The sequence below is a fragment of the Aquimarina penaris genome, from assembly GCF_040786285.1.
Lineage (GTDB): Bacteria > Bacteroidota > Bacteroidia > Flavobacteriales > Flavobacteriaceae > Aquimarina.
Genome location: NZ_JBFMKQ010000001.1, coordinates 301,514 through 317,394, shown reverse-complemented (window position 1 = coordinate 317,394; position 15,881 = coordinate 301,514). Strand labels below are relative to the sequence as shown.

The 15,881-nt window shown below is 36.3% G+C and carries 12 protein-coding genes; 4 read left to right on the top strand and 8 right to left on the bottom strand.

The features are described from left to right. The first annotated feature begins 215 nt into the window (after positions 1-215). The 4 genes from ABW637_RS01220 to ABW637_RS01205 all read left to right on the top strand — a co-directional run bounded on the left by ABW637_RS01220 (position 216) and on the right by ABW637_RS01205 (position 8,060). On the top strand, positions 216-1,685 hold the full coding sequence (locus tag ABW637_RS01220) for a T9SS type A sorting domain-containing protein (protein ID WP_367582801.1): 1,470 nt from the start codon (positions 216-218) through the stop codon (positions 1,683-1,685). Positions 1,686-1,785: 100 nt separating this feature from the next. Continuing rightward, a complete protein-coding gene (locus ABW637_RS01215; RefSeq protein ID WP_367582800.1) occupies positions 1,786-3,516 on the top strand; it encodes a 7TM diverse intracellular signaling domain-containing protein in 1,731 nt (576 codons plus the stop codon). 279 nt (positions 3,517-3,795) lie between these two features. Beyond that, on the top strand, positions 3,796-7,368 hold the full coding sequence (locus ABW637_RS01210) for a T9SS type A sorting domain-containing protein (protein WP_367582799.1): 3,573 nt from the start codon (positions 3,796-3,798) through the stop codon (positions 7,366-7,368). Next, complete coding sequence (locus ABW637_RS01205) at positions 7,365-8,060, top strand: fibronectin type III domain-containing protein (protein ID WP_367582798.1); 696 nt, start codon at positions 7,365-7,367, stop codon at positions 8,058-8,060. Before ABW637_RS01210 ends, ABW637_RS01205 begins: the two co-directional genes overlap by 4 nt. 234 nt (positions 8,061-8,294) lie before the next feature. Here ABW637_RS01205 and ABW637_RS01200 read toward each other — a convergent pair whose 3' ends face one another. From ABW637_RS01200 to ABW637_RS01165, 8 genes are all read right to left on the bottom strand, one after another. Continuing rightward, the gene (locus tag ABW637_RS01200; RefSeq protein WP_367582797.1) at positions 8,295-8,441 is read right to left on the bottom strand and encodes a sigma factor-like helix-turn-helix DNA-binding protein; all 147 of its coding nucleotides are present in this window, start codon (positions 8,439-8,441) and stop codon (positions 8,295-8,297) included. Between the two features lie 19 nt (positions 8,442-8,460). Continuing rightward, entirely contained in the window at positions 8,461-9,801 is a 1,341-nt protein-coding gene (gene preA, locus ABW637_RS01195) for an NAD-dependent dihydropyrimidine dehydrogenase subunit PreA (RefSeq protein ID WP_367582796.1), read from the bottom strand. Between the two features lie 16 nt (positions 9,802-9,817). Beyond that, a complete protein-coding gene (locus ABW637_RS01190; protein WP_367582795.1) occupies positions 9,818-11,143 on the bottom strand; it encodes an NAD(P)-dependent oxidoreductase in 1,326 nt (441 codons plus the stop codon). Between the two features lie 40 nt (positions 11,144-11,183). Then, positions 11,184-11,537, bottom strand: coding sequence for a four helix bundle protein (locus tag ABW637_RS01185; protein ID WP_367582794.1), 354 nt, complete (start codon positions 11,535-11,537; stop codon positions 11,184-11,186). 28 nt (positions 11,538-11,565) lie between these two features. Next, positions 11,566-12,432: a nitrilase-related carbon-nitrogen hydrolase gene (locus tag ABW637_RS01180; RefSeq protein WP_367582793.1), complete on the bottom strand. Its 867-nt coding sequence runs from the start codon at positions 12,430-12,432 to the stop codon at positions 11,566-11,568. 32 nt (positions 12,433-12,464) lie between these two features. Beyond that, on the bottom strand, positions 12,465-12,857 hold the full coding sequence (locus ABW637_RS01175) for a four helix bundle protein (RefSeq protein ID WP_367582792.1): 393 nt from the start codon (positions 12,855-12,857) through the stop codon (positions 12,465-12,467). A 13-nt stretch (positions 12,858-12,870) separates the two neighbouring features. Further along, positions 12,871-14,253 (bottom strand): dihydropyrimidinase, encoded by a 1,383-nt coding sequence (gene hydA, locus ABW637_RS01170; protein ID WP_367582791.1) that lies wholly within the window; start codon positions 14,251-14,253, stop codon positions 12,871-12,873. Between the two features lie 110 nt (positions 14,254-14,363). Then, a complete protein-coding gene (locus ABW637_RS01165; RefSeq protein ID WP_367582790.1) occupies positions 14,364-15,878 on the bottom strand; it encodes a sodium/proline symporter in 1,515 nt (504 codons plus the stop codon). Positions 15,879-15,881 lie beyond the last annotated feature (3 nt).

Genomic DNA, 15,881 nt, shown 5'->3' with positions numbered 1-15,881 from the left:
AGGTAAGGGATCCGTTGGGTTAAGAAAGCCACTCAAGAAATTGAGTGGTTTTTTACTTTCATAAATACGTAGGGCTACGCATATCATAATGTATAAGCAAGGGGTATTTTTGTAGTTATAATTCTAAATATCAAGCAACGACATTTAACAGATTAAATTTTCTTTAAGAAAAGTTAAGGGTTAATTTCGCGTTTTTAAAATTTAAAACTCTAGATATGGTAAGAAAATTACTATCAGCACTATTTTTTATACTTTTTTATACTTCAACATTTGCACAGCTTTTTACTACCGATGTTATTGTACAAGGTTCTATGCAAGTTGGACTTGATGCTCAAAACGGCTATAATTTTGGGTCAGATACTTTTGTGATGTCAGAGAATAACCTTAGAATGTATTTTGATGATACTTCGGCATCGGCATCTTTCCCAAATAATGACTGGCGTTTTACGTTTAATGATCAAACAAATGGTGGCGGTAATTATTTTTCAATAGATGATGCTACGGGGGGTACAAAACCTTTTAGAGTAGATGCCGGTGCTCCTAATAATGCGTTTCGTATTTCTAGTGACGGAAATATTGGTATAGGAACCGATAACCCAGGAAGTATAGAGCTTAATATTTTTGATAATGATACTCCTACTATACGTTTGGCACAGAATGGAGGTTTTGGAGTTCAATCATGGGATGTAGCCGCAAACGAAGCCAATTTTTTTGTTAGAGATGTAACAAATGGCAGTAAGCTTCCTTTTAGAATTCAACCCAATACTCCTAAAAATACACTTACTCTTCGCTCAAGCGGTACTGTAGGTGTTGGTACATGGGGGCCAAACTCAAATGCCTCAGTACATATGAGTTCTACCAGTAAAGGTCTTTTGATCAATAGACTCAATACAGATCAACGTACAACTTTTGCTGCAAGTTTAGGAACAGGAGAAAACGGAATGATGGTATATGATAACGAAGAAAATAAGTTATATCTCTGGAATGGTACAGCATGGATCACCGATACCGATGCACAGGATTTAGAACTTACCGATAATACACTTAGTCTTGCCAATGATGCCACAACGGTAGATCTTGCAAAATATCTAGATAATACCGATGACCAAACTATAGATGTATTTCAATTAAATGGGAATAATCTTGAGCTGTCATTAGAAAGCGATGGTGTTGCCACTCAAACTGTTGATCTTTCGGCATATGTAAACACAGACACCCAGGATTTAACATTGGCGAGTTTAAGTGGTACTGAACTTACTATAGAAATTGAAAATGGTAATGGTGTTACTGTAGATCTTTCTTCAATATTAGATCCGCTACAACAAGAAAATGAGGCGCAACAAGTACAAATAGATGATTTATTGAGTCGTTTAGAAGCATTAGAGCAAAATATTGTGAGTCAGATCCCTATAAATAAATCGAATGTTCCGATATTATATCAAAACATTCCAAATCCATTCAATGGTACTTCAACAATTAAATATTATTTACCCGAAGGGATTACTAGTGCTTCAATTGTATTTAGTGATATGTTAGGAAAAGTGTTTTCTACCGTTTCCTTAAAAGAAACAGGCGATAGTGACCTAAATGTAAATAGTGATGGTTTGGCAAACGGTACATATTTCTATACCCTATATATAGGAAGTCGAAGAATAGACACCAAGAAAATGGTAGTGAAAAATTAAAAAATAGATTTACGATTTTTTTGTAACAATTTGTGATAAACGCAAAAACCACTCAAGTAATTGGGTGGTTTTTTTATGATTATCCATTACCTTTGTATAGGTGACAAAAAAGAAATTAGTGCTTCTAACTCAAAACAAATGCCTTCTACTTTTAACTTTTATAAGTATAATTATATGTTCATCATGTAATAATCTTGCCAAGACCTACGAAGTTAAAGATGGGCTAATAGACCTTTCTGAGATTGATTTCAATACCGCTGAAAAAATTAATTTAGAAGGGGACTGGCATTTCTACTGGAAGCAGCTTCCTTTTAATGAAGATGGATTTTCTTTACAAAATATCCAGAATCCAAAAATAATAAGTGTACCCGGAGGGTGGATTGGGGATTATTTTACAGGAAGGAATTATAAGGCACAAGGATATGCAACCTATAGACTGAAATTAAAATTAGGTAAGCAACAAAATCCACTTTCCTTAAAGGTGCCTAGAGTACATACCGCTTTGGAAGTATGGGTAAATGGACAAAATGTAGGGCGGTTAGGTAAAGTTGGTACTCATAAAAAGGAAGCAACCGCAGAACTTAGATCTATACTAGTTGATATACCGAATGCTGCAGAAATAGATCTTGTAATACCAGTTTCTAGTTACGAATATCGCGCAGGTGGAGGGTTGCTAAATGGTGTTGTTATCGGAAATAGAGAAGTTCTTAGAGCTTCTCGAGAGCAGCAACTGTTAATAGAATCTTTAAGTGCAGCAATTGTATTAGTAGTTGGTCTTTTTTCGATTTTATTCTATTATATCGAGGAGAGTAATAGAAAAGTGTTTCTCTATTTTGGAGTATTTGTAATCTGTGGAGTGTTACGGCAAATTGCGGTGGGAGAATCAGTACTAATGAGTTTGTTTCCCGAGACACCTTTTTGGATTATACATTGGCTTCGATTCATACCTTTCTATTTTGGAATGGGGATTGCCGGGCTGTATTTCTACAAATTATTTCCGCAGGAATTATCTGAAATTATAGTAAAATGGTATTTAAGGATTTCAATGCTATTTGCTGTATTTATTTTGATTACTCCTCTATATCTTTCCAGTTATGCTTTTGTTCCATATCAATTTATCGCTTTATTTGGAATAGTATATGCAGTTTTTGCAGTTGTGAAAGCGAACTTTAAAAAACGGCTTCAGGCAAAACTTGTTTTATTTGCTATGGGAGTACAAGCTGTGGTTATGATTAATGATCTATTACTGGTACAGCAACTAATCGACGGTATTTTTTTGATGAATTATGGTTTTTTAGCTTTTGTTGTTATGCAGGTAGTCGTACTGTTTAGAACCTATAAGTCGTATACCCAACAAATTGTTCAGCTTTCTGAGGATTTGACTACTGCGGGAGAACAATTACAATACAAAGAGGATGATATTACTACCCTGGTTACAGATAATGCTATGCGATTGCAATACAAAAAACAGGTGCTAGAGCAACTTAAAGGTATTCAAAGACTAGATAACACCAACATTGGGAATTCATTAAAAAAACTTTCACAAGAAATTCGTGCACAAATACAGGTAGAAGAAAAACTTTCTTTTCAGCAAGAACATATTGATTTACTCAATACTGAATTTAACAAAAGACTCTTAGAACGATACCCTAATCTGTCTAAAACCGAACAAGAGATTTGTGGTTTGATTCGATTAAAAATGAATACCAAAGAAATTGCAACTTATCGTAATACTTCCGATGGAGCTATTCGCGTAGCCAAAAATCGTATTCGTAAAAAGATCGATATGTCTAACGAAGAAGATATTGAGCGTCTAATGCTTAAAATTTGAGTGTCAATTATGTTTTTTTTACATATTCCAGATATCATTTTATAAATAATAATGAGATTTGGTAATGCGTATGTAACATATGTAAACCTTCTTAATTTCTAACTCTTTTCCTGCCAAACATCAACAAAATAAGGGTGTAACAAAGTTGTATGGTGTTGGTGTATACACTTGTGTAACTCCATATGTAACGTTTTGTAACGCTGTATTTTTTGATTCTTTTGACAACGGTTATACTATTGCATCAACCGAATTGGAAACAAAACTTTAACCCCTTATACTATGAAAGGAAAACTACTTAGCTGGGTGGCCTTGGCCACCATATTATTTACATCAAATATCATTCTAGGACAATGCCCAGACCCTAATCTTGATGATATTTTACCTACTCCGGTATGTAAAAGTATTTCTATACAGTTGGATGCTTCCGGGCAAGCAACTATAACCACTGCAGATATAGATAATGGCTCTACAGATAATTGCGGGATAGCAGATATGGAGTTATCTATCACCCAATTTGATTGCTCCAACATTGGTGACAATAACGTTACCCTAACCATAGAAGATACTAATGGAAACCGTGCAAGTTGTGATGCAATAGTAACTGTAGCACCAGCTGCACCTATAGTTGTCTGTGATAGTATCACTATTGAACTCGATGCATCCGGCAATGCCACTATTTCTGCAACGGATCTTGATGGAGGAAGTTACGATCCCTGCGGTGGGAGCTTACATATTGAAATTGATCAATCTTCCTTTGATTGCACCAATCTTTATGACAATATGGTAATGGTTACTGTAACTAATGATTACGGATTGCAAGATTCTTGCATGACAATTGTTGAGGTAGAAGATGTTACTATACCCAATGCAGTATGCCAGAATATTACTATTCAATTAGATGCTGCCGGAAATACAGTAAACATTACAGCAGACGATATCGATGGAGGCTCCTCTGATAATTGTGATTCTTTAAGTCTTCTTATAGACACTGGAGACGCAACGTTTACAAGTGCCGATATCGGTACTACGAGAACCGTAGAATTAATCGTTGATGATGACTTTGGAAATATGGATAGTTGTTTTGCGCAAGTAACCGTAGTGACTTATGAGCCTCCGGTGATTACTTGCCCGATAGATATCACAATTAATAATGAGACAGGTACCTGTAGTGCAGATGTTACCATACCTATGCCAACCATTACAGGAACAGTAGATCAAAGCCTGGTGCCAATGACAGAAAGAACTTCTTTAGGACCTGATTTAGAATTTCTACTGGATGTACATACCATCATGTACAATGCTGTTCGATCAACAAGTGATGTGACCATAGAACTAGAGGTTAGAACAAGAACTGCGTTTAATAATGCAGATGAATGTTTTGTACTTGAAGGACCCGATGGCTCTACCGTATTCTCTGACTGCAACTTAGTTGGTTTTAATCAGAATGGATTTAGTGCCACATTTACAGTTGATCAGTCCACCTGGAATACCTGGGTAGATACTTATGGATCTGAGCTTATATTTACTTTACAAGAAGATACAGATGTATTTGTCGTTGCATTCAATAGTTCGAATACCTTTTGGCTTATAGCTCCGGATCTTGGGAATATCATGGTAACTAATAATGTTACTAACTTTAACGATGCCTCTGGCAGCTATTCAGGCGGAGTGAGAGAAGTCATCTGGACCGTAACCGATCAGGAAGGAAACTCAGATACTTGTACACAGACCATTACCGTAAGTGATAGTGATGACCCGGTAGCGGTATGTCAGGATATTACAGTTTCATTAGATGAAACAGGTCAGGGAACTATTGATGCCTCTCAAATAGATAATGGTAGTAGCGATAATTGTGATATTGATACTTACAGTTTAGATGTTGATACTTTTGACTGCACGAATTTAGGGAGCAATACTGTAACACTTACCGTTACCGATACCAGTGGAAATACAACCACTTGTACGGCTACCGTAACCGTTGAAGATAACGTTGCTCCTGAGATTACCTATGATGGAATATACGGAACAGGGACACAAGAAAATCCTTTTACCAGTTTGAATGCACCCGAATTAGAGACATTACCAAATGGGGTGTATTACTTTACTTTTAATGGGAATACCTTCCAGGGACAAACTGATAGTGATATCGATGGTAAAAAATGGTTAATAGTACTAAACTATGTACATCAGGGAGGTACTAATCCAGATTTAGTTGTCAGAAATACAGACTTACCATTATTAAGTTCTACTACATTAGGGGATGACGAATCTGGAACTGAGTATTGGGGACACTTTGGGAATACGCTGGCAGCTGATATTGATTTTGAGGAAATGCGCTTCTATGGCGAATCGGCATCGCATAGTCGTATCCTTAGTTTTACTACAACACTAGAATCTGCACTGGACTACGTAAAGACAGGATTAGGGGATTTTGATCGTATAGAGATTAATTTTACTGCACTATCAGATCATACAGCCGAGCTTCCAGCGGAAGCAGATGAATTTGAAACCGATTCTGGCGATGAAGCCTTTACAGACTATGCCTTTTATTATGATGGAGATTTTGAATGGAATATTAAAGGCGATGGGGATCGCTGGGCAATGGATGATGTGCCAACAAATTTTGAAAATAATACGATACATAGAGTATGGGTTCGAGGAGATTTGTCACCAACACTATCCCCAGTATTACTTGAGATCAATGTACAATTAGATGATACAGGGAATATTACTCTCGTACCATCAGACTTTCCAATTACAGTTTCAGATAATTGCGTATCAACCACTTTAAGTTTAAGTCAAACTGATTTTGATTGTTCTAATGTTGGAGCAAATATCATTCAGTATATCGTGACCGATGGTTCGGGCAATCAAACTAGTGTAGATGTGGTTGTTAATATTGAAGATATTACAGCACCAGTGGTCGCTTGTAAAGATATTACAATAGCCTTAGGTATTAATGGATCAGTAAGTATTACTGCTGCCGATATTGATAGAGGTTCTTCTGATACATGTGGTATTGATAGGATAACCTTAGATAAAACCGAATTCATATCAACAGATCTGGGTGAGAACATTGTTACATTAACGGTAGCCGATTTAGAAGGTAATGAGTCTACATGTACGGCTATTGTAACCGTATTATGTCCTATCTATGATCTACCAGCCAATAATTTTACTATTGCGACTTCAAGTGAGACTTGTACCGATAAAAATAACGGAACGATCACTATCAATGCTGGTGAGGAATTAAACTACATCGCTACAATTAATAATCAGACCTACACTTTTACATCAAACTTAGTAGTTCCGGATTTGGCTCCTGACACGTATAAGTTCTGTATTGCTATCGATGGCATCACAAATTGTGAGCAATGTTTTGAATTGACTATAGAAGAAGCAGATGTTGTAGCGGGTAAGACTACCTTAAATACGAATACTATGAATGTAGAAATGGTATCGGGTACAGCGCCCTATACCGCTATGATTAATGATAAAGTAGTAGGAGTGTATAGCGACAATGATTTTACAGTCGAGATACAACATGGTGATGTATTAAACGTATTCTCAAGCCTGTCTTGTGAAGGAAAACTATCGACTAAAGTGGATTTGTTGGATAGCATCACCATCGCTCCAAACCCAACACGAGGAGATGTTGTTTTAACAGTTCCAAATACAGGAGATACTATTGGTGTAACAATTCATAATGCATTAGGCACTAAAGTTTCCTCCAAAGCATATAGCATTACTAACGGCAAAGTTATGTTGCCAATGCAGAGTCTATCGGCAGGTATTTATTTTGTACGTATTCATGGAACAACCCCAAAAACATTTAAAATCATAAAACAATGAAGTATCTAAATCTATATATCATTCTATTAAGTTCACTGTTTCTGTTTTCTTGTGGAGGAAGTGATGATAGCGGTGTTCAACAAACGGTATCTAATGAAGCGCCAAGTGTTCCTAAATTAGTATTCCCAATCAATAATGCAACATGTACAAATTTCAATTTAGAATTTGATTGGGATGCTGCAAGTGATAGTGATGGGGATTCGGTAAGTTACACGATCGAGATTGCCGAGAGCGATAGTTTTTCTACGATAGTATTTACTCAAAATACATCACAGACAACCAATGTTTTTAGTCTGGAAAAAGGCACGACGTATTTCTGGAGAGTAAAGTCCATGGATAGTGAGGGTAATGAGAGTGCGTATTCAACGATCCAATCGTTTTTTACCGAGCCTGAGGCTGGGTTAAACACCATCCCAACTGCTCCATCTGTGGTAAGCCCAACATTAGGAGAACATATTTCAGGAACCAATATCACTTTAGATTGGGATGCTAGTGACACCGATGGAGATGATCTGTCGTATGATGTTTATTTTGGAACAAGCAATACTCCTTCTTTAGTAGAACAAAATATAACGGCTTCACAGTTAGAAGTTACGATATCTCCGGATACGGTATACTATTGGAGGGTGGTGGTAAAAGATGACCAAGAAGGCGTTACCATCGGCCAAGTATGGAACTTTAGAACCGAATAATTAAAATAAAATGTAACGGAAGGTAAGGGGTCCGTTGGGTTAAAAAAACCACTCAATTTCTTGAGTGGTTTTTGTATTTATCCAGTAGTCTCGTTTTGAAAAATCATATTCATTACTTTTTGTGTCAATCGATTACACTTCGGGGCATAAAACTCAAAGAGTTCATGCCTTTTTATATGTTTACTTATTTTTTGTTTTAGCATTGCTTTAGCTCGAAATAATCTAATCTTTACATTAAAGGTAGATACCGAATAATAATGCCGCAGTTTCTTTAGTAGAAAGTTCTTTTATCTCCCTAAAAATATAAACAGACCTATACTTTTTAGGAAGCTGAATAATTGCATTTTCTAATATTGTTTTTACTTCTTTATGAAGAATCAACTTTGCGATTCTTAATAAATTAAGAACGGGATTTGGCTTTTAAAGCATCTGTTGGTTTAGGAACAAAATGACCTTTACCGCCAGCTCTGTCATCATCAAATGTAACAGGGATATCATCGTTAAGGGTTCGTTCCTCCCAGGTAAGATGTTGGCTCCCATCATCTCTTTTAACCATAGTAATACAATCTTCAACCGGACAGACCAAAGAACACAGATTACAACCTACACAATTCTCTTCTATAATGTTGGGTATTCTGTTCCCAGGGTCGCCAGATAAGGATATGGCCTGGTGTGCACCATCCTCACAAGAAATATAGCATAATTCACACCCAATACATTTGTTGGCATCAATTTCGGCTATGACCTTATGTTTTAGATTTAGATGTTTCCATTCGGTCACGTTTGGTAATGCTTTACCCGCAAAGTCATAGATTGTTTTATAATTTTTCTTTTCCATAAATTGTCGTAATCCAGCTTCCATTTCACGCACAATCCCAAAGCCATAATGCATTACCGCCGTACATACTTGTACTGATGTTGCACCAAGTAGAATAAACTCTACGACATCTCGCCAGGTTTCAATCCCTCCAATACCAGAAATAGGTACTTTACCAATTTCGGGATGTTGGGCTAAATCCTTAACCATATGCATAGCGATTGGTTTTACCGCCGGTCCGCAATACCCACCATTGGTTCCTTTACCATCAACTTCAGGAAGTGGAGCATAAGTATCCAAATCGATACCCACGATACTTTTTACCGTGTTTATTAATGAAATAGAATCGGTTCCCCCTCGTACTGCTGCTAATCCTGGATCTGTGATATGAGAGATGTTAGGTGAAAGTTTAGTGATCACGGGTGTTTTTGCAACATCTTTAACCCATTCTACTATTGTTTTTAAAACTTCGGGTTCCTGACCAACTGCCGAACCCATTCCGCGTTCACACATTCCGTGCGGGCATCCAAAATTAAGCTCAATACCATCGGAACCGGCGTTTTCAACATCTTTTATAATTTGTTTCCACTCGGCTCGGCTTTCTACCATTAATGAAGCAATCACGGCATGATCAGGAAAGTATTTTTTAACCTCTTCAATTTCCCGAAGATTATCGGCCAATGGTCGATCTGTAATTAATTCTATATTATTAAAACCCATCATCCGGGTGTTTCTATAATTTACAGAACCGTAGCGACTTGATACATTTACAACCGGGACACCAAGTGTTTTCCATACGGCGCCTCCCCAACCTGCTTCAAAGGCTTTCATGATCTGATACCCAGAATTAGTGGGTGGGGCAGAGGCTAACCAAAAAGGATTTGGAGCTTTAATTCCTGCAAAATCTATTGATAAATCTATCATGTCGTTTATATCTTAATTACTTAGTTAACCATTGGTGCATTCCTTGTGCAGCCATTTTTCCATCATAAGCAGCATGTACAACTTCGGCCCCACCATTTATGGCATCGCCACCAGCAAAATATTTTGGATTTGAAGTTTGAAACGTTACCTCATTTACTTTTATTCTTGTTTTCTGATCTATTTCGAGCTTATCAATAAGTTTATATAAGCTACCTTGTTTTGCTTGTCCTGTAGCTTTGATGACCATATCGCACTGTATTATAAATTCACTATCCTCTATAGTCTCAATTTGGTCATTAACAGATTGAGTCTTTACAAATTTTACGCCCTCAACTTTTTCATTTCCCATAATTTCAATAGGAGCGGCATTAAACAGGCTTTTTACGCCAGCACTTATTGCCAGATCATACTCAAATCCATAGGCTCCCATATCTTCTTTTGATCTCCTATATGCCAAAACAGTTTTTGAAGCCCCCATTCTAGCAGATTCTGAGGCAGCATCCATTGCCGTATTTCCTCCGCCTATAACCACCACTTTATTAGGTATTTTTATTTGGTGGTGTTTCAAGCGCAGTTCTTCAATAAATTCAACGGCACCAATCACATTTTCTTTGTCTTCACCTTCCATATTAAGCGTTGCTGTTTTTCCTAAACCAACACCTAGAAAAATGGCATCATAATTAGATTCTAGATCTTTCAACTGTTTTTTTGAAGTAATAGGGCTATCATATTTTATGTTGAATCCAAGTTGTTTCTGTAAATACTCAATCTCTTCTAAAACCTCTTCATTGGTAATCTTGTATGGTGCAACACCATGAAGCACCAAACCTGTTGGTTGATCTTTGGCTTCAAATATATCCACTTCATATCCCAATGTTCTTAATTCACAGGCACAAGCAATTCCTGCAGGACCAGATCCTATAATAGCAATTCGTCTACCGGTTGAAGCACCAACCTTAAAAATACCTGTATTAGAATTTATAATTTTATGGGTTGCATAATTTTGTAATCTCCCAATCTGAATAGGAGGTACATCTTGATGATTATATACACAAGCACCTTCGCATAAAACACCGGTAGGGCAGACCACTCCACACGCATTTCCTAACCAATTGGCATCAAAAATGGTTTTTGCAGAACCTGTGACATTATCGGTATGAATCTGCTTAATAAATAGCGGAATATCGATATGAGTAGGACAAGCTTGTATACAAGGTGCATCATAACAAAACAAACATCTGGAGCTTTCGTAAAATGCTTCAGTATCGTTCATCAAGGCTTTCTTTTGCTTGAAATTTTTCTTGAATTCTGCCTCTGATTCTGGTCTTTTATATTCTGCCATATTTTTGGTGTATCTGATAAATTGTATCTGGTAACAGGTATTATACTTTTAGAGATTTAATCAAACTATGAATTTTTCTCTGAATTATATTTAAAACTTCAATGGTACTCTCTTTTTTATCATTAGATATATATTTCAAATTATTAGCAATTATTAATTGAGTTTCTAGTTCAAAACTTGAAGCTATGGCATAGCTAAGAAATAATGAAAATTCTTTTTTTGATGATCTTCCAGCGCCTTCAGCTATATTTGATGGAATAGAAACAGCACATCTATTAATTTGACTTATCAAACCAAATTTTTCACTATCAGGCATATCTTTAGTTAAAAGATAAATGTCAGTAACCAAATCGACCGATTCATTCCAAATTTCTAATTTTTTATAATTATGCATAATCTATATACCAATTACAAGCTACTTCTTACAGCTCTGTTAGTTTACCGTAGGTTTCAGGTCGTCTATCTCGATAAAATTGCCATGTAGAACGTACTTCATCAATCAAATCCAGATCAAATTCTGCGACTAATAATTCATCATCATCACGAGACGCTTCTGCGAATATTTGACCTCGCGGATCTACAAAATAGGATTGGCCGTAAAACTTACCAAGATTCCATGGCTTTTCTTCTCCAACTCTGTTAATACATCCCATGAAATACCCGTTGGCTGCAGCGTGAGCAGGTTGTTCTAATTTCCATAGGTATTCACTTAATCCAGCAACCGTTGCAGAAGGGTTATACACGATTTCTGCACCGTTTAGGCCCAATACTCTCGCGCCATCAGGAAAATGTCTATCGTAACAAATGTAAACACCAATTTTTGCATATTTTGTTTCAAAAACGGGATATCCCAAGTTCCCGGGTTTAAAAAAGAATTTTTCCCAAAAGCCTGTCGTATGCGGAATATGATTTTTTCTATACTTCCCTAAATAGGTTCCATCTGCATCAATTACTGCTGCTGTATTGTAAAATATTCCGGCTTCCTTTTTTTCATAAATGGGAACAATAATAACCATGTTATATTTTTTGGCGAACACTTGCATTTTTTCTGTTGTGGGACCAGGAACAGATTCTGCCGAAGCATACCATTTCTTATCTTGTCCCGGACAGAAATAAGGGGTGTTAAATATCTCCTGAAGACATAAAATTTGCACCCCTTGTTTTCCAGCATCTTCAATATAGGGGATATGCTTATCATACATGGCTTGCATGATTTCTTGTATACTGCCTTCTCCTTCAGTCATTGGAAGACTCATTTGTATCAATCCTGATTTTACGATTCTTGGCATAGTTTAAAAAGTTATGAGTTTCTAATTAAGAATTATGAGTTGCTTAAGTAGCGTTGCTTGGTTGTTAGAATAATGCTACTTAAAATTTTTATCAACTCTTCACAATCTTTATTTGATTTATTAAATGTTTTTTGATTAATATAACCAGTATCTCTTAGTAGGTGTAGCCAATATTTTGTTTCTCGAGCTTCTTTTAAGGATATACTTAATTTGTGAACAAAATCCTTCTTGGATACTGCAGAAATTGCTTCATTCACATTAGCTCCAATTGACGTTCCTGAACGAAGAATTTGTTTGGAGAGCTCAAATTCATTTTCTTTTTTTAATTCTTTATAGACGGAAATAATTTGTAAAGCAAAATCATATGCTTTATCAGCAATGATGCTTTTGTTTTCAGTTTTATTACTTTTCAATTCTAAACTCATAATTTTACATTCTTCAAATTATTTTTGAAGTTTTACCTCTTTTAATAAATTTCCCAAATCCTGGTTTTAATGCACATGTTTCATTTTCGATAGCTATTTGGCCACGTAGTATAACAGTCTCTGTTTTTCCGGTTACTTTCTGACCTTCATAGGCAGAATAGTCACAATTCATATGATGTGTTTTTACCGAAATAATATGTTCTTTTTTAGGATCAAATACTACAATATCTGCGTCGCTGCCAATGGCTATTGTTCCTTTTTGAGGATACATCCCAAAAATCTTTGCTGCATTGGTCGAGCTTACTTCTACAAATTTTGTAAGCGATATTTTACCAGTATGAACCCCTTCAGAATATAATAATTCTATACGGTGTTCTATGGCTGGATGTCCATTTGGGATTTTGGAAAAGTCGTCCTTTCCCATCTTCTTTTGTTCCCACATAAACGGACAATGATCGGTACCTACAACCTGTACTAATCCTTGATTAATTCCCGACCATAAGGCTTTCTGATCCTTTTTTTCTCGCAGTGGTGGACTCATGACCCATTTAGCACCCTCAAAACCTTTTTCATATAGAGAAGCATCCAACATTAAATATTGTGTACACGTTTCTACAAATACTTTTTGATTACGTTTGGTAGCATTGCGCACAGCGTTTAGGGCTCCTTCGCAGGTCATATGTACAATATAACCTGGACAACCCGTATAATGCAGCATATCTGTAAATCTTGCAGAGGCTTCGGCTTCGGTTACTTCGGGTTGAGATAAATAATGATATAAAGGTGATAAATTTCCCTGGGCGCGATTTTTTGCAATCAATGAATCAATCATATCACCGTTAGTTGCATGAACAGTAACCAAGCCACCATGTTTTTTAACCACTTTCATAAGTTGCACCATTTGTCCGTCATCAATCATCAAAGCTCCTTTATATGCCATAAATGTTTTAAAAGATGTAATTCCTTCATCTTCTATCATTTGTACAACTTCTTTGGCAGTAGTATCATTAAAATCAGTTACTGCCATGTGGTATGAATAATCACCAATTGCTTTTCCTTGTGACTTTTTTTGCCAGGTCTTTAAGGCGTTATGCAATGTATCTCCCTGTGTTTGTAAAATGAAGTCTATTACCATGGTAGTCCCTCCATATAATGCAGCTCTGGTACCGGTTTCATAATCATCACTAGAATAGGTTCCCATAAAAGGCATATCAAGGTGTACATGAGGATCTATTCCTCCCGGAAAAACTAATTTACCTCTGGCATCAATAATTCTATCTGCTTCGTATGTCAAGTTTTTACCTATTGCAATGATTTTTTCTCCTTCAATATAGAGATCAGCCAGATAGGTTTCTGAAGCAGTTACAATACGACCATTTTGTATTAGAATTGACATGTCTTTGTTTGTGTGAATTTAAACGTATTTGACTTTGAACTAAAAACATCTTGTTAATCGCTAAGAACAACAAGTTTAGAAGGGTCTATTCTCTAAATTTACAATTTTTTTTAATCACTATTACTTGTATTTAACTCATTTTCTGGTTTTTGCTCGGAAGTAACTATACTTACAAGTATACCCACAATGATTGATAAGAGGAACGAAGGACCAAGCTCACCAAGCTTTTCGAAATATATTCCGATCGTATCTAACGAGGCTGCTCCAAATTTAAAAAGAGGTACACATAAAAAGCCAGTTATCATTGAAGCAATGGCTCCTTTTTCTGAAAACCTGTTCCAAAAAATTGACAAAATGATAGTAGGACAAAATGTAGCCGCTATTCCTGACCAGCCAAAGATGACGAACCAAAAAATTGTTCTTTCGGGTGTTGTTATTGCAACAGCCATGGCTATAATCAATGCAAATACTGCTAACACTACCGTAATAATTCTCGAAATTTTGGCAAGCTCTTTTTCTGATTTGTTGGGCTTAAAAATTTGTTGGTAGAAGTCTCTTGATATGGCACTGGATGCTACGACCAAAAGAGAATCGATAGTAGACATAATTGCTGATAATACCGCGGCTATGTAAATACCTATTAATGTGAGTGGCATTATTCTTTCTACCAACATAGGTAATACATTTTGTGCTCCATTTCCTAGAATTTCTTCAGGGTCAACATTGATCGATGTTAAAAGATATCTTCCAAATATTCCGATGAGTACTGCACATGAATCTGTGAGTATCGTAAATGTGATGGCAACCCAGCGCCCCTTTTTAATCTCAGAGGTATCCTTAATCGACATAAATCGAACAAATAATTGAGGTGAGCCCATAAAACCTAATCCGATACATGCAAATCCTAAGATGGTAAAAAGGTTAACCATGTTAAATCCATCCGGTCCCCAAATATTTAAGAAATGAGGATCCAGTTTTGTTAATTCATTTGAAATTGAAACATCTGAACTAATAGAAAAATATGCAACAAGGGGTAAAAATACCAATCCCAATAACATAATTAACCCTTGAAACAAATCAGACCAGGCTACGGCAACAAAACCTCCAGAAAATATATAGGCCAAAACAATAAAAAAACCCACAATGGCGCCTGTAAAATAATTCCACCCAAGAAATGATTCAAATGCAGAACCTGTTGCATCAATTTGCGCACTTACATAAATAACAACAAATAACGAAAGTGCTGTTGCTGCTACAATTCGTAATGTATGTGTGGTCGATTTGAATCGGCTTACCAGATAATCAGGAATTGTAATAGAATTGTATTTATCAGATAATATTTTGAATTTTTTGGCCATTAAAAACCAGGAAAACGCTACTCCTAATACTTCGCCTAAAACAACCCAAAAAGCAGAAACACCAACCATGGCTCCTAGTCCGGTAAGTCCCAATAGTAGCCATGCAGATTCTCCTGTAGCTCTGGCAGAAAATGCAACTACCCAAAATCCTAGTTTTTTCCCTCCAACATAATAATCCTTTGTGTCTTTTATGCGTTTAGAGGCAAAATATCCTATTAAAAATAGGATTGAGAAATAGAGAAATAATATGACGTATTTCGTAACCAAAGA